At 39.9% G+C, this 19075-nt stretch carries 11 protein-coding genes; 1 reads left to right on the forward strand and 10 read right to left on the reverse strand.

The window, feature by feature from the left end:
• The first annotated feature begins 174 nt into the window (after positions 1–174).
• Positions 175–879 carry a tyrosine-protein phosphatase gene (locus tag ACSVH6_RS09640; RefSeq protein ID WP_438077889.1) on the forward strand — a complete coding sequence of 235 codons (705 nt, stop codon included), beginning with the start codon at positions 175–177 and terminating at the stop codon, positions 877–879.
• Here the strand turns inward: ACSVH6_RS09640 and ACSVH6_RS09645 are convergent.
• The 10 genes from ACSVH6_RS09645 to ACSVH6_RS09690 all read right to left on the reverse strand — a co-directional run bounded on the left by ACSVH6_RS09645 (position 876) and on the right by ACSVH6_RS09690 (position 18913).
• Positions 876–3308 carry a GumC family protein gene (locus ACSVH6_RS09645; protein ID WP_438077891.1) on the reverse strand — a complete coding sequence of 811 codons (2433 nt, stop codon included), beginning with the start codon at positions 3306–3308 and terminating at the stop codon, positions 876–878. The genes ACSVH6_RS09640 and ACSVH6_RS09645 overlap by 4 nt on opposite strands.
• Before the next feature lie 3 nt (positions 3309–3311).
• Entirely contained in the window at positions 3312–4073 is a 762-nt protein-coding gene (locus ACSVH6_RS09650) for a polysaccharide biosynthesis/export family protein (RefSeq protein WP_438077892.1), read from the reverse strand.
• Positions 4074–4215: 142 nt separating this feature from the next.
• Positions 4216–6189, reverse strand: coding sequence for a polysaccharide biosynthesis protein (locus ACSVH6_RS09655; protein ID WP_438077894.1), 1974 nt, complete (start codon positions 6187–6189; stop codon positions 4216–4218).
• 46 nt (positions 6190–6235) lie between these two features.
• Positions 6236–7375 carry a DegT/DnrJ/EryC1/StrS family aminotransferase gene (locus ACSVH6_RS09660; protein WP_438077896.1) on the reverse strand — a complete coding sequence of 380 codons (1140 nt, stop codon included), beginning with the start codon at positions 7373–7375 and terminating at the stop codon, positions 6236–6238.
• Entirely contained in the window at positions 7368–7943 is a 576-nt protein-coding gene (locus ACSVH6_RS09665) for a sugar transferase (RefSeq protein ID WP_438077898.1), read from the reverse strand. The genes ACSVH6_RS09660 and ACSVH6_RS09665 overlap by 8 nt, the downstream gene beginning before the upstream one ends.
• A gap of 7 nt (positions 7944–7950) precedes the next feature.
• On the reverse strand, positions 7951–8604 hold the full coding sequence (locus ACSVH6_RS09670; RefSeq protein WP_438077900.1) for a metallophosphoesterase family protein: 654 nt from the start codon (positions 8602–8604) through the stop codon (positions 7951–7953).
• Positions 8601–9410, reverse strand: a complete 810-nt coding sequence (locus ACSVH6_RS09675) for an NAD-dependent epimerase/dehydratase family protein (RefSeq protein ID WP_438077902.1) — start codon at positions 9408–9410, stop codon at positions 8601–8603. Before ACSVH6_RS09675 ends, ACSVH6_RS09670 begins: the two co-directional genes overlap by 4 nt.
• A 3-nt stretch (positions 9411–9413) precedes the next feature.
• Positions 9414–10460, reverse strand: a complete 1047-nt coding sequence (locus tag ACSVH6_RS09680) for an ATP-grasp domain-containing protein (RefSeq protein ID WP_438077904.1) — start codon at positions 10458–10460, stop codon at positions 9414–9416.
• Entirely contained in the window at positions 10457–11077 is a 621-nt protein-coding gene (locus ACSVH6_RS09685; protein WP_438077906.1) for a sugar transferase, read from the reverse strand. The genes ACSVH6_RS09680 and ACSVH6_RS09685 overlap by 4 nt, the downstream gene beginning before the upstream one ends.
• A gap of 129 nt (positions 11078–11206) precedes the next feature.
• On the reverse strand, positions 11207–18913 hold the full coding sequence (locus tag ACSVH6_RS09690) for a T9SS type A sorting domain-containing protein (RefSeq protein ID WP_438077908.1): 7707 nt from the start codon (positions 18911–18913) through the stop codon (positions 11207–11209).
• Positions 18914–19075: the final 162 nt, after the last annotated feature.

The following is a 19075-nucleotide window of genomic DNA, read 5'->3' on the forward strand; positions in this document are numbered from 1 at the left end:
AAATTTCCTTTTGTGCTACTTGCAAATATATAAATTAGGCTATCCTTACAAAAACAAAAGTGTTGATTTATTCAGTAATGCAACATAATTGAACAAAACGAATTTTAATTGATTAATTTTGCACCCTAAAAAGTAAACATTTTGATACATTTTTTTAAGCCAAAGCCTTTTTTAATGGACTTCATTCCCGACGGATATGTGGATATTCATTCCCATTTATTGCCTGGAATTGATGATGGGTCACCCAACATTGAAACTACAGCTAAGTTGATTGATGGTTTACAAAGTTTAGGATTCTCAAAATTTATAAGTACACCACATATTATGAGTGATGTATGGAATAATACGGCCGCAGGGATTCAGGAAACAAAAGATAAAACGATTGCCGATTTGAAAGTTCCGGGATTACAAAACCATTTCAAAGCCGCCGCTGAATATATGATGGATGCCGCTTTCAGAGAACTTTTTGCCAAAGAACCACTGCTAACCTTGCGCGATAATTACGTTCTGGTAGAAATGTCTTATTTGAGTCCTCCGTTTCAGTTGTTTGAAACACTTTTTGAATTGCAAACTCAGGGGTACAAACCGGTATTGGCTCATCCTGAACGTTACAATTTTTACCATCACAATCTGAATGAATATCACAAACTAAAAGATGCCGGTTGCGATTTTCAACTGAACATGCTTTCTGCAACAGGTTATTATGGTCCTAATGTAGCCAAAGCAGCTGACTACCTTCTGGGAAAAGGATTGATTGATTTTGTGGGTTCCGATGTGCATCACAGCCGACACCTGGATTTTATAAGAAAAAAAGTTGTTTTAAAAAATCACAAGTTTTTACCTTCTGCCTTTCAAAACAACTCTTTTTTCAATTTTTAAACCTCATTTTTAGGCTTATTGAATAGCCCTTTTAATCGGTCTATAAATGACTTCTTATCTTGAGCCTCATCAGCTCCGTAGCCATAACCGTAACCGTACGCGTAGTTGTATTTGTATTTATAGCTGTAACCGTATTTGTAACCGTAGCCGTAATTCAATCCAACATTATTGATTACATAACTCATGTTTTTCAATTTCTCTCGGTTGCTCAAATTCACAGAGAACGGAATTAATTTCTTTGGAGTAAAGTCAGCTCTTACCACGTATAAAGTAGCGTCTACGAATTGAGATATCAAAAGTGTATCCGTAACCAAAAGAGTCGGTGCACTGTCAATAATAATTAAGTCGTATTCTTTTCGCGCTTCTTTAATCAACATTTCTTTTCTTCCGTTTGAGAGTAATTCAGCCGGATTTGGTGGTATACTTCCGGAAAGAATAATGTCTAAATTAGGGTTGCCCAATTGGTTTTTCTTGATGATAGAATGCCAATCAACAGATACATCATGTAAATAATCCTGTAGCCCTATCTCGTTTTTAGTAGTACCCAAATACTGGTGTAATTGCGGGTTTCTCAAATCGGCACCAATCAACAGTACTTTTTTGTTCATGATAGCAAAAGAGATGGACAAATTGATTGCGGTAAAGGTTTTCCCTTCCCCTTTAACAGTTGAAGATACCAGAATGGTTTGTCCCAAATTATTATCTACTTTCAGCGGCAGTACATAAGACAAATTTGTTCGGAGAATCCTGAAAGACTCTCCCAAAATAGAGCGGTCATTGAAGGTAGTAAGCTTTTCACTATCCGCTATATGTGGTATTTCAGAAAGAATGATTTTTCCTTTGGCCAGTTTGGAAACATCTTCGGAATTGTGAATTTTATCATCCAATAAAAAGCTGATATAAATAATCAAGAAAGGAAGTAACAAACCTGCAATAATAGAACCGATAATATAAGTTGCCCGTTTAGGTGATGCCGGTACCGAATTGGTTAAAGCATAATCAATCACTTTTATAGATGATGAAGTAATTGCTAAGTTCACCGCTGCTTCTTCTCTTTTTTGTAACAAAAGAATATACAAAGCCTCTTTGATGTTTTTATTTCTTTCAATACCATTCAATACTTTCTCATCAAACGGTAAATGACTGAATTTAGCAATCGTGGCTTGTTTTACATCATTATTCTTAGAAAGCGAAACTTCTAATTCTTCCTGATAATCTTTTATGGTTTTAAGAATGTTATTTTTTAAATCTTCCAACTTTTCATTTGCCATGATCACTTTAGGGTTTCGCTCCCCTGCACTAACCAAGTAACGATCACGCTCAAGCACCACTGTATTGAAAAAGTTTATTGACTCATTAATATCTGTATTTTCAACACCAATATTGGTTGGCAACAATGTCAGATTTTTATCGGCTCTAACGGACTGATCCAAAAGCTTAGACAACGCAATTTGAGTTTCTATGTGGAATACATCATTTTTGGCGCTGATTTTAGTTTCGGTTACCGCCGAAGCATCACTTTCAATAAAGGTCAACTCATTGTTACTTTTATATCTTGCCTTTCTGGTTTCTATCGAATCTAAATCAATTTCGATGGATTTAAAACGATCATTAACAAATTCGATTGTTTTTTGATAAATTAATCGTCTGTCATTCAATCCATCAATATCAAACTGTTTAACGATTTCATTCAAAATCGCTTCTGATTTATCTTTGTTAGCACCGCTGATTGAAATATTAAGTATATCTGAATTTTCATTTTTGTTGACAATCTTCAATCCTCTGGAAAGATTAACCACCGACGCATTTAATGAACTCCTTTGAATCAAATATTTGTTTCCGTAGATTTTTTTAAGATTGGCCCCAACCTGAAGAGACAGACGAAACGGAATTCCCTTAATTGTATGTACCTCATTGTAGCGAACAAAACGATTATCATCATTGCCGTTAACTTCTACAATTTTGTATCCGTCTTTCTCCAACTCAACTTCGAGAGCAATGTCCTTATTTTCCATGGTTACAGACGAACTCATCCATTCTACATTGAATGGACGATTTTTCCATAACTCTATATTATTAAAATAACCCACTTTATAATATTGGGTATTCAGGTTTAAACTTTTAGCAACCTGCTCCAGTAACTTGTACGATTTGAGGACTTCTATTTGATTGTCTAAATTTACTTTTGATCGACCAAAAAGAGATAATCCTGTACTCGGAAGTGCAAAATTATTTTGTGAATTATCAATAATTTTCACACTGGTCTGGGATTCATATATGGAAATTGTATGGTTAAGATAATACTTAACGGCAAAAAAGCATACTATTACTGAAATTAAAAAATAATACCAATACCTGAAATATTTGAAAAACTCTTCAATAATATTAAAGTTACTTCCGGTATCAATTGAGTCGTTATGATTATCCATAAATTATTTTTTTAATAAAAAGACGATGGTAATAGCAAAAGACAAGGCACCTAAAACACTACCTATATTTGTTAAATAGCCCGAAGTCATCACTTTCGGTCCGTTTGGATTAACAATAATAATATCATTTTGCTTTACATAATAATACGGACCATTGAACCATTTAGATGATGTTAAATCTAAATGCACATACGTTCTGGTACCGTTGATTTCACGTATTAAAAGTACATCCTTTCTTACCCCGTTCATGGTTAAATCTCCAGCAAAACCAATAGCTTGGTTTAAAGAAATGTTTTGCTCATCAAAACTATAAGTCCCAGGTGATTTCACTTCTCCTAAGACGGTTACCTTACTGTTAATTATTCGCACGCTTACCGTAGGGTCTTTTATATATCCGTTGTCTTTAAGCATTTTTGCAATTAAAAGCTGAACCTCTTCAACATTTTTTCCGGCTACCTCAATCTCTCCTAAAATAGGAAATGTGATAGACCCCTTTTGTGACACTAAATATCCTTGAATTTTATAAGTCTCAATATTGATATTACTCATTGAGTTAAATTGAATATTAAAAGGTTCGGCCGACTCAGGAATTAAAGCGGATACCTTAATGAACAATATATCATTTACCTGAAGTTTACTGTTCAAATAGCTAATATTATCCTGTGAATCACTTTTTATATCCTGATAATACAGTACGTCTTTTTTACTGGCACACGATTGGATAAAAAAGGAAGCGATTAATAACAAAAACAACTTTTTAATCATAATTCAACAGGTTTATTTGTTAACGGTATTCGGTATATAAATTCAATTTTTGGTCGTGCAAATCTACAATTCCATTTTTTAATTCAGCAAGGAAGTCTGAATTAATTGGGCTAATACTTTAAAAAGATTTGGGAAAACAGCATTACATTCCATCTAGTTCTTGATAAATGGAATTGAGGCTTTTATACTCCGGAACAATTTTTTTCATTTTGGCTACTATTGCATTGTTGGATTTTTGCTTGGCCGTATCGATGAGCTGTAAAACCAATTCATTTATCTCATCATATTTTACTATGCCTTCGTGTGCAATAAGTATTTTTTCATTGTGGGTTGGCAGATTTTTTGAAGTATCATTCAACAATTCTTCGTATAATTTTTCGCCGGGACGAAGTCCGATTATCTTAATTTCAATATCTTTTTCCGGAATAAATCCTGCTAAACGAATCATCTTTCGGGCCAAATCAATAATCTTAACCGGAGCACCCATATCAAAAATAAAAATCTCTCCTCCTTTTCCCATGGCTCCTGCTTCAAGCACCAGCTGACAAGCTTCGGGAATAGTCATGAAATAACGAATGATTTCCGGATGGGTAATGGTTATTGGCCCACCTTCCTGTATTTGCTTGGTGAAAAGCGGCACAACTGAACCATTGGAACCCAATACATTACCAAAACGAGTAGTAATATATTTGGTACTGATTCCGTTTTCATTTTTCATTTTTAGTTTATAGTCCAAAGACTGAACATACTTTTCGGCAATTCTTTTACTGGCCCCCATCACATTACTCGGATTGACGGCTTTATCTGTAGACACCATAACAAAGCGCTCCACATCGTGTTCAAAAGCCAAATCAGCAATGTTTTTAGTTCCCATAACATTGGTAAAAATGGCTTGTGCCGGATTTTCTTCCATCAAAGGCACGTGTTTATATGCTGCCGCATGGTACACCACTTCAGGTTTATACTTCATAAAAACCTGTTCGATATTTTCTTTTACCCGTATATCAGAAATTACATTGACAATCTTCACATTCGGATTGACATTCATAATTTCCAGGCTCAACTCATGCAACGGAGATTCTGCCTGGTCCAGCACTATAATTTTTCGAGGTTCAAAGCTTAAAACCTGACGCACTATTTCACTTCCTATCGAACCTGCAGCTCCGGTGACCATCACTTTTTTTCCTTTGAGCTGCTTAGAAATGGCCTTATTATCCAATACTATAGGCTTGCGTTCCAACAAATCCTGAATTTCAAAGGTCTTAATGCTTTTGGTTATCTCCTTTTGCCCTTCCAAATCGGCCACCAAAGGAATGGTATAAACCTTAAAATCAAACTCCAAACAATCTTCCACTATTTGCGAACGCTCTGACTTGGAAAGATTTTTATCTACAATGATCAGTGCCGTTGCTTTAGTTTCTTTCAAAAGTAGCGCAACACTTTCTTTCATGTGCAAAATCGGCACATCCAATATTCTCTTGGTCGTATTCTGATTCGATTTTTCAATAAACCCAACCAATTTAAATCGTTTCGGTATTTCAGTCTTTAGGGCATTAGCCAAGGCAATCGCATTGGCATCGGTACCAAAGATTAAGGCTTTCGTTAGGTTGGTTTTGTCTCCGGTATTGAAGTAACGTTCATAGGTTTGTTTTACAATTACCCGATACAGAAACAGAAACGAAAACGATAAAAACCCATTAATAACTAATCCGGTGTTGAGAAATAATTTTCGGTCGTGAAACAAAAAGAAATAATAGTTTATTGCCAGCAAAACGGTAAATGAAAAAAACTGAGCAAAAAACAATTTTAAAGCATCTACATAAGAGGAATGTCGAATGATTCCCGAGTATGTTCGGTAGAGCCAAAAGAAAAAAACATTGATGCTGAAATAAAGTGCCATAGCATCAAAAAACACATCGCTTTTCACATAGTGTAATCGCAGCCCTCTGAAAAACAAAAGCGTGATTAACGAAGCCATAAACAACAACAACACATCAAACAAAAGCACCAGCCATCTTGGCAAATACCCAAGGTTTTCCAGTCTAAATTCTATATTTATTTTAGACCAAAACCCTTTCAGATCTTTTAAAAAATTAATTGGAGTATTGTTATTCAAGTCGTATTAATGTTATTTGTACTTATTGGTAAAAATAGTAAAAAAGTTAGCGATTAAACAAAGACCGTATCACTTTAGCAATTCTTTCCCTGTCATTGTCAGTTAAATTGGAACTTGATGGCAAACAGAGCCCATTAGTAAACAATTTTTCTGATATATCCGAACCAAAATAGGCACAGTCTGCAAACACCGGCTGAAGATGCATTGGTTTCCACAAAGGTCGGGATTCAATATTATCTCTTTCTAAAGTTAACCTTAAGTCTTCGCTCGTTATTTTTGTTTTTTCGGGATCCAAAACAATGCATGAAAGCCAATGATTAGAATAAAAATCTGCATTGGGTTCAGTAAAAACCCTAACTCCTTCAACTCCTGCAAATAAATCAACATAAAACTGATGCATTTTTCTTCTGCTCTGCAAGTGTTCATCCAGCACTTCCATCTGTCCTCTGCCGATACCGGCACAAATATTACTCATGCGGTAATTGTACCCAATTTCACTGTGCTGATAATGCGGTGCGTTATCGCGGGCTTGGGTCGATAGAAAAACGGCTTTATTTTTTTGTTCCGCCGTTTTAGTGACCATAGCGCCTCCTCCGGATGTTGTAATAATCTTATTTCCGTTGAACGACAAAATACTGATATCCCCAAAGGTACCGCATTTTTTTCCTTTATAAGTACTTCCTAAAGCTTCTGCGCTGTCTTCTGCAATAGGTATTTGGTGTGCATCAGCTATTTTTCTGATTTCTTGCATTTTACAAGGCATTCCATACAAGTGAACAGCCACTATCGCTTTTGGCTTTTTCCCTCTTGAAATACCATCAAGAATCGCTTCTTCCAAAAACCTGGGGCACATATTCATCGTCTCCGGTTCACTGTCCACAAAAACAGGTGTCGCTCCCAAATAGACTATCGGATTGGCGGAGGCTGAAAAGGTCATACTTTGGCAAATCACTTCATCACCGGTTTTGACACCAAGCATCAGCAAAGCCAAATGAAGAGCTGCTGTACCCGAACTTAAAGCCGCTACGTGAACGCCATCGCCTAAATAGCTTTCCAAATCCTTTTCAAATCCGTTTACATTGGGCCCTAAAGGCGCTACCCAATTGGTATCAAAAGCTTCCTGAACAAATTTTTGCTCACTCCCACCCATATGTGGGGATGAAAGCCAAATTTTTGAATTATTCATTTTTAATTATGGTTTTGGCCAAAGAGCCAATCGTTTTTAGTATAATTTTTATATCTTCTGTAACGTAATTTCCTTGATTATAATAGTCCAAATTCATTTTGACTTTATCTCTGAAAATCACCTCATCATTATATTGTTTCGGGTGGGGTTGTTGCGCTAAAAGACACTCTTCATCAACGTATTTGAGTGAAGCCAAACTGGTAATTCCGGGTTTTAATTTCAAAACATTTCTTTCTTCACCTTCCAACAAATCATAATATCCGGGCACATCAGGCCTTGGTCCCACAATACTCATTTCCCCCACAAACACATTCCACAACTGTGGCAATTCATCAATTTTATATTTGCGCAAAAAAGCACCTAACTTTGAAATACTATTATCGGGAACCTTCATGGTTCTCAACTTGTAAATGTGGAACAATTTCCCGAACTGTCCAACGCGCTCTTGGGTAAAAATACCGTTGGCCCTCGTGTCAATGCTACATAATACCCAAAACAAAACTAGCATCCAAGAGCAAAAAATCAAAGCAAATGCTGAAAAAAAAATATCAAAAATCCGTTTTAGCATCTTTTACTTATAAAGTTTTTTTACTCAAATAGTAATCAATACAAAGTTGAGGATAATTTTCAGTTTTCATCTGATTTATGACTTTATCTATATCATGCAAAAAACTTTTTAATTCGACTTTTTGAGTATCAGTGTCATATTTCAGATAACAAGACTGATTGATAAATTGCCTGTTTTGTCCAATACTTCCGGTATTGTAAAGTTTAAAGTTATCCTTTTCCCTGAAAAATTGTTGATGAGAATGCCCAATCATATAATTTCTGTCGATGAGCAAATCAGAAATATCGGTATCGGCAAAAATATATTGCTTGTTTATGGTATGCTGTACCGTGAAATCTCCAATGGTAGTAGCTACCCCGTAATTTGAAATTTGAGAGATGAGTGTCTTGTCAAAATTTTGATAGCAATGTTTAAAAAATGTTTGTGCTATCACATTGGTCCCATCATAATGACCATCTGTAAAATAGTGCTCATGATTGCCTTTGAGTAGTACACAATTGGGAACATCATTTAAAAAACGAATACAATCATTAGTCCAAGGCCCGTAATTCACCACATCTCCGTGACAAATAAACCCGTCTGTTTCCGATTTTTCCAATTGAAATAATCGCTCCAATGCAACCAAATTGCCGTGAACATCCCCAAAAATTATAATTTTCATGTCAGCATCTTCTTGATTCCCTCTGAAATCGTTATTTGTGGTTTCCAGTTCAATGCAGCAAAAGTTTGCTGTGGATTAAAATAAAACGACTGACCGGTTTCCTCTCCGGTAAATTCGATACTACACGGAATCCATTTTTGAATTTCTTCCGAAACAGTTTTATTGGAAACCGAAATTCCGGTAGCCCCTAAATAGGTTTGATTTTCTTTTGCTAAGGCACAAGCTAAACAAAGAGCCACAGCATCATCAATATAAATGTAATCTTGTTCTCTTTCACCTTGTCCGAACAAGGTTATTTTGTTGTTGGATTTTGCCGATGCTATAATCGCCGGAATAAATGAGCTGTTGGTTATACCCGGTCCATAAATATAAGCCAAACGAATAATGGCATACTGTTTCATGGACTTGACAATAAATTCTCCTGCTAATTTGGATTGGGCGTATAATCCGGGATTGTGATAGGGTGAGTTTTCGGTTACCACTCCATTGGGATTTCCATAGACATTGGTACTCGAAATGTAAATCATTTTAGCATTGGGAAACGTTAGCGAATAGTGATACAACGTATCATTAATCTCCAACAATTTAGTATGAGGATTAGCATAATTTCCCGATAAATAAAAAATAAAATCCGGTTGGGTTCCTGACTTCAGCATGGATTCGTTGGTTAACAGCTGTGCTTTCGGGTTGATTTTGTCAGTAGCCGAATGGTAAACGGCAGTTACCTCAAAATCTTTGGCAATTAGCTCATTTACCAAAGCACTTCCCAAAAAACCATTGGCCCCAACTACTACTGCTGTTTTCATTTCTTATTCTTTTAATGAAAAGTTATAAAACTTCGGAGTCAACTTCTCAAATCTCCCTTCTTCTTTTAGTGTATTAAATTCCTTTTCATCTACAAAAAGATCAGACCAGGTGCGCAGCACTATGCCATTCTGCAACTCAGGCACCTGAATTTCTTTGCCAAACAAATAATACGCTAACAAAGCTTCCACTTCATTAAAACCGAAAAAATGACGTAAAGGAGTCGTACCACTGAACCTTGCATTGATTTCAAAGATTACCGGTTTGCCGTCAAAAATTCGAAACTGAAAATTAACCGGTCCATCCGCATTGAGCTTTTCCGCTATCGGAATAATAAATGCATCGTACTTTGATGTTTCCGCATCGCGGTAGGCCCTATATGTGTTGCCATCTCTCAAATCCCGCTTTAAGGTTACCACCACTTTACATTTTCCGTCCACTACTACGCATCCTGAGGTGTATTCTCCTTCTGATTCGGGTAAATACTGCTGAACCACTAAATTACTTTCGGGATGGTAAATCTCCATCAATTCTTCATGATTGTGAATTTTGCGAATGCCTAAAGAGCGGGCTCCGTCAAAGGGTTTAGCAAACAACGGAAAACCCAATTGCTGTTCTATTTCAATCAATTTACTTTTATCATTTGCCATAACCGATACCGGGAACGGAAAATTGTTCTTTGCTAAAAAAGCTGCTGTCAAAAATTTATCATTAGCAATAGCGATGACTTCTTCACTACTTACAATTATTTTACAGCGGAAAGCCTCTTGAAATTCATCTTTGTATTGGGCTAAAATGGGTAACTCCACATCCGTTCCTACCAAAATAGCATCGATGTTGTAATCAACAACTGCTTTCTTCAAAACGTCAATATAATGTTGCTCGTTAACTTTAGGAATGGTAATTGCATAATCGCCCAGCCAATGTCCGGAAGAACGCGGGTCAGGATCTGCAGTAAAGATTTTTTTATCGAAAGCCGCAATCTGCAGTAGGCGTAGAATCCCTTGACCGAGCAGAGCACCTGCTCCTGTAACTAAAATATTTTTTCTCATATATTCTTTTTATGCAAATCGTCAAAACGCGGCATGGTCACCTGATCTTCAGGTGAAATCCCACTGGCTCTGACTACTTTTTCAATGGTCTTAATAATGATTTTTACATCCAGAAGAAACGAAAGGTGATCCACATACCAAACATCATACTCAAATTTCTGATCCCAACTGATGGTGTTTCTTCCGTTCACTTGTGCCCAACCGGTAATCCCCGGTTTCACTTCGTGTCTTCGATTCTGAAAAGGAGTATAATATTCCAAATAACTGGGCAGCAGAGGTCGGGGACCAATCAGACTCATATCTCCCTTGATAACGTTGAACAACTGCGGAATTTCATCCAAAGAAGTTTTACGGACAAAGCTTCCTATTTTTGTCAATCGAACAGCATCAGGCAACAATTTCCCGTGAGCATCTTTTTTATCATTCATGGTTTTGAACTTGATAATTTTAAAAATCACACCGTTCTTTCCGGGACGCAATTGGGTAAAAAAAGGTTTTCCGTTATTGGCGAAATAAAGCAATATTACCACTATTAACAGGACAGGGGATAAAATAAGTAAGCCGATTACAGCGGCGGTAAAATCAAAGAGTCGTTTCAGATAGTTGGTATATAACAACGGTAGGTTCCTTTTTTTGTTGTGTAAAATTAGCAAAAAAAGGTTGTCAACCTCTATTGAATTAAATTAATTAATGCAAAAGACCTCTTCGTTTTCGAAGAGGTCTTTTCTATAGAATCTAAATAAAGATTATCTTTTAATCACACGAAGTGTTTTCACTTCGCTTCCTTGTGTTACCACAACGTTGTATACACCTGATGGATAACGATCACCTACCTGTAGGTCAGAAACCTCACTTGGTCTCACCGTACGTTGGTCGATTAGTTTTCCGGTCATATCGTAAATAGCAACGCCTACAGTATCCACACTTGAAGTGGTTAGACTCAAGTTGAAGTTTGCTGTATAAGGGTTTGGATACGCTACCACATTGAATGGTACTTTCACCTCAGCTTTCGCCGGTGTACAATCTTTGTACCAAACGGTAATAGCAGTTCCGAATACTTCAACACCACAAGTGTTGCTCATTTTAACTCTGAAGTAGTTAGCACCCACTGCTGGATTAGTCACTACATAACTGTTACCTGTAGCTCCAACGATATCTGTAAATCCTGATGTAGTTGAAGTGGTAGACCACTGCCATTGTACTGAACCGATAGATCCGGCACCTACAGTTAAGATTTTGGAAACATCGTTAGTACACAAAGCTGTTAACGCTGTTTTACCTGATGGTGTAGTGGTATTCGCCACAATAGTTTTAGCCAATGGTTTGGCTACTACATATACATAAGCTAAATCGCTGTACACAGTAGAACAAGATCCGATAGTAACCATCGCTCTGTAAGCCGTAGAAACGGTTAAGTTTCCGGTAGCAAACGTATCCGTATGGTTAGTTGAAGAAATCCATGTTGGTGTAGCTGACGTCCAAGTCGTTGATTTTTGCCAAGTAATTACTCCTACCGCTCCGGTTAACGTTAAAGTAGTTCCGGTACCCGGACATAAAGTAGTACTGGCTGGTGTAATACCACCTACCAATGCAGCCGTTCCGATAGTGTAATGAGCAGCACTGGTATAGCTTGAAGAACAAGCTCCACTAGTCACTCTGGCTCTGAACCACAACTCAGTAGCAATTCCGGTTACTAAGTAAGTAGCCGCAGTACTGCTGACAGAGGTAGTACCAAACGGTACGGTTTGACCATCGGCTGCTTTTGGTGCATTCACATAGTTTTCTCCGTCAGTAGAGTATTGCCATTGGATTTTTCCAACATAACCCGCTACTTTCAAAGTACCGTTGCTTCCTGCACAAACTACGCCACCACCTGAAGTAAGGTTACCCGCAACGGAAGTCGGATCCACTTTGATGGTTTTAACAGCTGAATAAGCCGTAGTGTTGTTACATGAATTGGTAACCAATACACGATACGATTTATCTACATCAGCTGTAGCTCCTACAAGGGTATAGGAAGTACCTGTAGCTCCCGGAATATCGGTAAACACACCCGGTGTTGTCGAAGTTGAAATTGGCGAAGACTGCCATTGGAATGAAGTACCTGCATACCCGGTCAACGTAAAGGTAATGTCGTTACCTAAACATACCGAAGTGGCAGAGGAAATAGTTCCTCCCTTCACATTAGGAACCACAGTCAACACAACCGGTGTTGTGTAAACCGTTGTACAAGCCGGACTGGAAACTTGTGCTCTGAACCAAGTCGTAGCTGTTAAGTTCAAAGGAGTATAAGTGGCTGTCGTAGCGCCGGAAATGGTAGTATAAGTCCCTGTTTGTGTCGTGGCTTTTTGCCAACGAATCACGGCACCTGAATAATTCTGCAAACTTAAAACCGTAGAATTATTAGCACTGCACACGCTTACATTTCCTCCTGAAATTTCTCCTGCTACTACCGCCGGTGTTACCGTAACTTCGGCCGTAACCGTAGTGAGCGGAGTACACACTTCATTGGTCAGTAATACTCTGAATAAAGTAGTTTGAGTCAAATCTACAGCAGTATAGGTTATTTCCGGATTCGTTGGTGCTGTTGCTGCCACCGGAGAACCTGCATTTGTCCAGTTCAATCCGTCATCAGTTGAAGACTGCCATTGCACGTTACCTACTGTTCCGGCGGCCAAAGTTAAACTGGTACTATTGCTTCCGTAACAAACTGTGGCGGTTCCTGAGACTGCCTTTTTAACCAAAGCCGGAGCAGCCGTAATGGTCACTACATTAGAGTAAGCCGTAGGACAGGTTTCACTGCTCAAAACCACTCTGTACCAAGTTGTCACATTACTATTATTTACATTTAATGTAAGCGCTGAGCTGCCTGCCGGAAGCCAAGTTGCATTGTTTGGGTTATTCACATCATAATCCGTAGATTTTTGCCATACTCTTGTCCCGGAAGAACCTTCCAAAGTCAAAGTAGTTGCATTGTCTCCCGAACAAACTGTAACTCCCCCACCGGTAATAGTACCTCCTACAGCCGGTTGACTTACACTGATTCTGACTGAATTCGTTTCGATAGGCTGACAATAACCATTGGACAGCACCACTTTATACCAAGTTCCTTGCGTCAAATTGGTAACAGTAAGCGTATTTTGAGGGTTGATTGCTCCCAAAGAGGCTGCCGGAACAGAAGCTCCTAATGCAACCCAAACCTGATTTGCCTCATCCCAATATTTCCATTGAATATCACCTACTGAACCTGCCGCTAAAGTCAATGTGGTCGAATTATCACCGGCACAAACCCGGGTAGCTCCCGAAAGTTCGGAAGCTGTCAATCCATAAATTCTTAAAACAGCACTATTCGATATTACATCATCACAAATTCCATCGCTGATAATAACTCTGTAAAGAGTACCATCTACAGGCATGGTCAATGTTTTGGTGATGGTTAGCGAATTAGTGGTAAATGTTGTATATACACCTGCAGCATTTGATTCATCAATTGTAGTCCAATTTCCTCCATTATCTTCAGAAAACTGCCATTGATAAGTTACGCCTGCTGCTCCTTGTAAAAGACCTACTTCCACAACCGCTGTTGAGCCTAAATCACTACACAAAACGGTATTTTCCGGTTGAGCATTGATTTGAATTGCCGGATTGATGGTCAAATTCAACTCATACGTAGTGCAACCGTCTACCTTAGTATAAGTTCCACTCTGAGTATATGTTTGATTATTTTGTGACCAGGTATAACTTTCACAAGCGGTAATCGTTTGACTGTCGGTAATGCTTTCATTGATAGTCAACACCAAAGTTTTGGTATCAGGACAACCTGATGCATTGGTACTCGCATAAGTATAGGTTCCGCTTTGAGTATATGTTTGTCCGTCAACCGGCCAGGTATACGAGTCACAAGCCGTCACAGATTCACTTGAAACGGTACTTTTATTAATCGTCAGGATTAAAATCTTAGTATCCGTACAGCCTGCTTCATTGGTTCCCTCAAAAGTATACGTTCCGCTTTCGGTATAGGTTTGATTGTTTACCGCCCAAGTGTAAGTGTCACAAGCGGCTACTGACTGGCTCGATGAAGTACTGTGATTGATAGTCAATTCTAAAATTTCAGTATGACAACCGGAAACAAAATTGTACGTTCCCCCGGTAGTATAGGTTTGTCCGTTGACCGACCAAGTATACGTATCACAAGCCGAAACGACATTGGTATTGCTTGTGCTTGGCGTAATCGTTAAAACTAAAACTTCTGTATGACAACCGGAAACCGAACTGTAAGTTCCGCTTTCGGTATAGGTTTGACCGTTAACCGACCAAGTATACGTATCACAGGCAGAAGTGGTAACTGTGTGTGTCGTATTAGGGGTAACCGTCACTGTGGTAACTCCTGAAGTCGCAGAACAACCATTGGCATTGGTCACCTGAACCGTATAATTCCCCGACGCAGTAACTGTAATGCTTTGGGTAGTTGCTCCGGTTGACCACAAGTAGCTGGTGCTCTCTCCGGCAGTTAAAACTACGCTTCCACCTTCACAAAAAGATGTTGGCCCGTCAGCCGTAATGGTGGCTGTGGGTAAAGCATTCACTGTAACGGTTCTTGTAGCTGTAGCATTACTACATCCTCCGGTACCGTTAAGCGTATACGTAATAGTGGCTGAACCCGAAGCAATTCCGGTTACGCCACCGGAAGTATTTACGGTTGCTACTGCTGAATTTGATGTAGACCATGAGCCTCCTGTAGTTCCGTTAGTAGAAAAAGTAGTTAAGCCATTTACACAAACCTCCTGAGTACCGCTTAAGGCTCCGGCATTTGGCGGAGACGTTACGGTTACCGCACCGGAAACAGCCGAATAGGCAGACCCACAAGGGTCGGTTACAACACAATAGTAATATAAGATTCCCGGAGTTGTATTTTGCGGAGTCAATGTGGCGGTTTGGGCTCCGTTCGCACTTCCTAAAGAGGTACCTCCGGTATATCCGTTTAAGGTATTGCTGTACCATTGGTAGGTCAGCCCGGCTCCGCCGGCAGCTACTGTAAGGTTGGTTGGTGTAGTTCCTACGCAAATATTCTGAGCTGTTGCAGCAGGTTGTGTGGTAATTATCGGATTTGTAATGGCCAAGCTATTGAAAAACAAATCATAACTTGAACCGGTACCGGCTCCTGCATTAAAGAAACGAATTTGTGCCGGCACCTGTCCACCGGACTGGGTGGTAAAGGTTCTGCCGGTATAGGTTGCGGATGAACCTCCTCTGGCCGCTATGGTGATGGTATAGGTATTGGTTCCCGTGTACGTTAAAGAAATATCCAATCCGGCTGCTGTATACCCTATGGATGTGTTGGCTGAATTGGCATCCAACATTCTGTAAGTGGATTGTCCTCCAATGAAAACCAATTCGGCCAGGTTCTGCCCGGCACTGTTTTGAAGTCCGAAACCAATGGTTTTACCGGTATCAATAAATCCGTTATCCATAGAGAACGATATGGTATTCCCTACTCCCATCGAAACCGGTCTTACCGCGCTGGCTACATTACTTCCTCCGCTGGCAAACATTCCCCAAGAACGGGTTCCACCATTATTGATATCAGAACTGCCCGAAAAGAAACCGGCTGTAGTTCCTACTGTAGATAAATTCCAGGCACCTAATCCGGCAGTATTGTCATTTTGACCATTAACCCAAGTGGTTCCGGCATTACTTTTATTGATTGGCGATACGGTTAAATTCAATGTCTTGGTATCTGTACAACCTGAAGCGTTGGTACCTACATTCGTATAGGTCCCGCTGGTAGTATACGTCTGTCCGTTCACTGACCAAGTGTAGCTTCCGCAAGCAGAAACCGTTTGACTGGATGCTGTAGTATTGTTAATCGTCAGATTCAGGGTTTTAGTATCGGTACAGCCTGAAGCATTGGTCCCTGTAAAAGTGTAAGTACCGCTCGTGGTATAGGTTTGTCCGTTCACTGACCAGGTATAGGTATCACAAGCGGATACCGTTTGACTGGATGAAGTACTGTTATTGATGGTTAATGCCAATATTTCGGTATGACAGCCTGATACTGAAGTATAGGTTCCCGAGGTAGTATACGTTTGTCCGTTCACAGACCAAGTGTAAGTGTCACATGCGGCTGCCGTAGTAGTGTTACTGGTGTTTGGCGTAATCGTTAAGTTCAGGGTCTCGGTATGACAGCCGGATACTGAAGTGTACGTTCCGCTTGCCGTATAGGTTTGTCCGTTAACGGACCACAAATAGCTGCCACAGGCACTGATTGTTGTGGTATTGCTGGTTGACGGAGTGACTGTAAGATACAGCGTTTTGGTATCAGGACAACCCGAAGCATTGGTACTCGCATAAGTATAAGTACCACTGGAAGTATAGGTTTGTCCGTTGACTGACCAGGTGTAACTGTCACAAGCCGTTACGGTTTGTGAGGATGCCGAACTGTTGTTGATGGTTAAATTCAACGTTTTGGTATCCGGACAGCCCGAAGCATTGGTTCCTACATAGGTGTAGGTTCCGCTGGTAGTATAGGTTTGCCCGTTGACTGACCAAGTGTAGCTGTCACATTCCGTTACGGTTTGTGAAGAGGCCGAACTGCTGTTAATAGTCAAATAAAGAGTCTGATCCTGTGGACACCCTGCCGCATTAGTTCCCTCAAAAACATAGGTTCCCGAAGTAGTGTAAGTGTTGCCGTCAACACTCCACAAATAACTGTCACAAGCTGAAACGGTCTGGCTGGAAGGAGTACTCACATAAATCGTCAGGTTCAAGATTTCAGTATGACAGCCCGATACTGAAGTATAGGTACCGCTTGTCGTATAGGTTTGTCCGTTCACCGACCAAGTATAACTGTCACAAGCAGATGTTGTCGTAGTATTGCTGGTATTCGGTGTAATGGTCAGGTTCAAGGTTTCGGTATGACAGCCCGACACTGAAGTATAAGTGCCGCTTGCCGTATACGTCTGTCCGTTTACCGACCATAAATAACTGCCACAGGCACTGGCGGTAGTGCTGTTATTACTGCTTGGCGTAATGGTTAGGTTTAATGTTTTAGTATCACAGGCATTAACATAAGTGTAGGTACCCGACGTTGTATAGGTTTGTCCGTTGACCGACCAGGTATACGTATCACAAGCCGTAACCGTTTGAGACGACGAAGTGTTGGCATTCACCGTAACATTGGCCGTAGCGGAGGCCGAACAACCTGAACCATTGGTAACCGTATAGGTTATTGTAGCCGTGCCCACTCCTGCTCCGGTAACAACACCTGAGGAATTGACACTCGCCACACTGGTGTTGGAAGAGGACCAACTGCCTCCCGAAGTACCACTGCTGGTTAAGGTAGTAGTCCCGTTTAAACAAAAAGACAATGTCCCGCTAAGCGAACCCGCATCGGGCAAGGCGGCCACTGTTACTGTAATAGCATAATTTGAACTAACACCACCTGTTGCAGTGTTTCTTACGGTTAAAGTCCCATTATAGGTTCCTGCCGCTGCCGCTGCCGGAACAGTAATAGCAATAGGAGACGAAGGCAAAGCCGCATTCGAGACACTGGCAAAACCCTGCCCTAAAGCCGTAGCGTCAAAAGTAATGCTGTATTGATTTGGGCTGTTAGTAGTGGCACTATAGGATATATTAGCACTGGTCACTCCGCGACAAACAGTCGGATTAGTCCCCAGTGTTATAGTAGGCGTAGGTGGTGTCTGAACCGTATACGAATAGTTAGACCCTCCGTTGTTGTTTAAATTTATGGTATACCAGTCTGCATCCGCTCCCGAAGGCGTGGTTGTTCCTGCAGTAAACAAATAATAGTTGACTGTCTTTCCTGAGATTTGACCCGGAATGGAAGCCGTATAAGTGGTAGAAGTTGCGCTGGTCATAGGAACCACTGTACTGGTCGCAAAGCCATCATTGGTATAACGAAGGTATACGCCCTGCCCTGTAGCCAAAGCTCCGTTGAGGGTGGCGGTAATCGTAGGAGACTGATTGGCATATACCGTGGAAAGCGAACTCGAGACACCGGTTATGCTACGAATGGCACCTTGCACTCTGAAGATAATCATCTTGGCACTGCTGATTCCGGCCGATTTGAATACCCAGTTATCAGTGCTATTCGCAACAGCCAAATAAAATGCTTTAGAAGAACCACAAGTAATGGTGGTGCCGGTATAAGCTGTTTCCGGAGACAACTGTACATCATTGGACCCGGAAGGACCATATTCCCCACAAGGTGTTCCGTTTCCGTAGAATCTGAAATACCGGTTTCCTGCCCCGCTCGAATTGGTGGCCGTATAAATTAATGAAGAACCTGCGCTACTTGAAAATGAGCTTCCTGTTCCCCAACCTGCACCCCAGCCATCGCCGGAATTAAACGAGTTTTGTCCAAATGAAGCTAATCCTATAAGTGCTAGCCATAAAGTAAAAAGGATTTTTTTACCCAAGTAAAACTGTTTCATAAATTTTGGATTAAATAATGATTACTAATGATTACCGTATTGTAGATGTAACAATTACAGAATACTCAATTTTTTATTCTTTTTCTTGTCTATTTCTAATAAATAAGAAACTAAAAAAAGAGCATTCTCAATAAAAACAATACTATTGCGACTTAGGGAATG

The organism is Flavobacterium sp. XGLA_31 (assembly GCF_051547105.1).
GTDB lineage: Bacteria > Bacteroidota > Bacteroidia > Flavobacteriales > Flavobacteriaceae > Flavobacterium.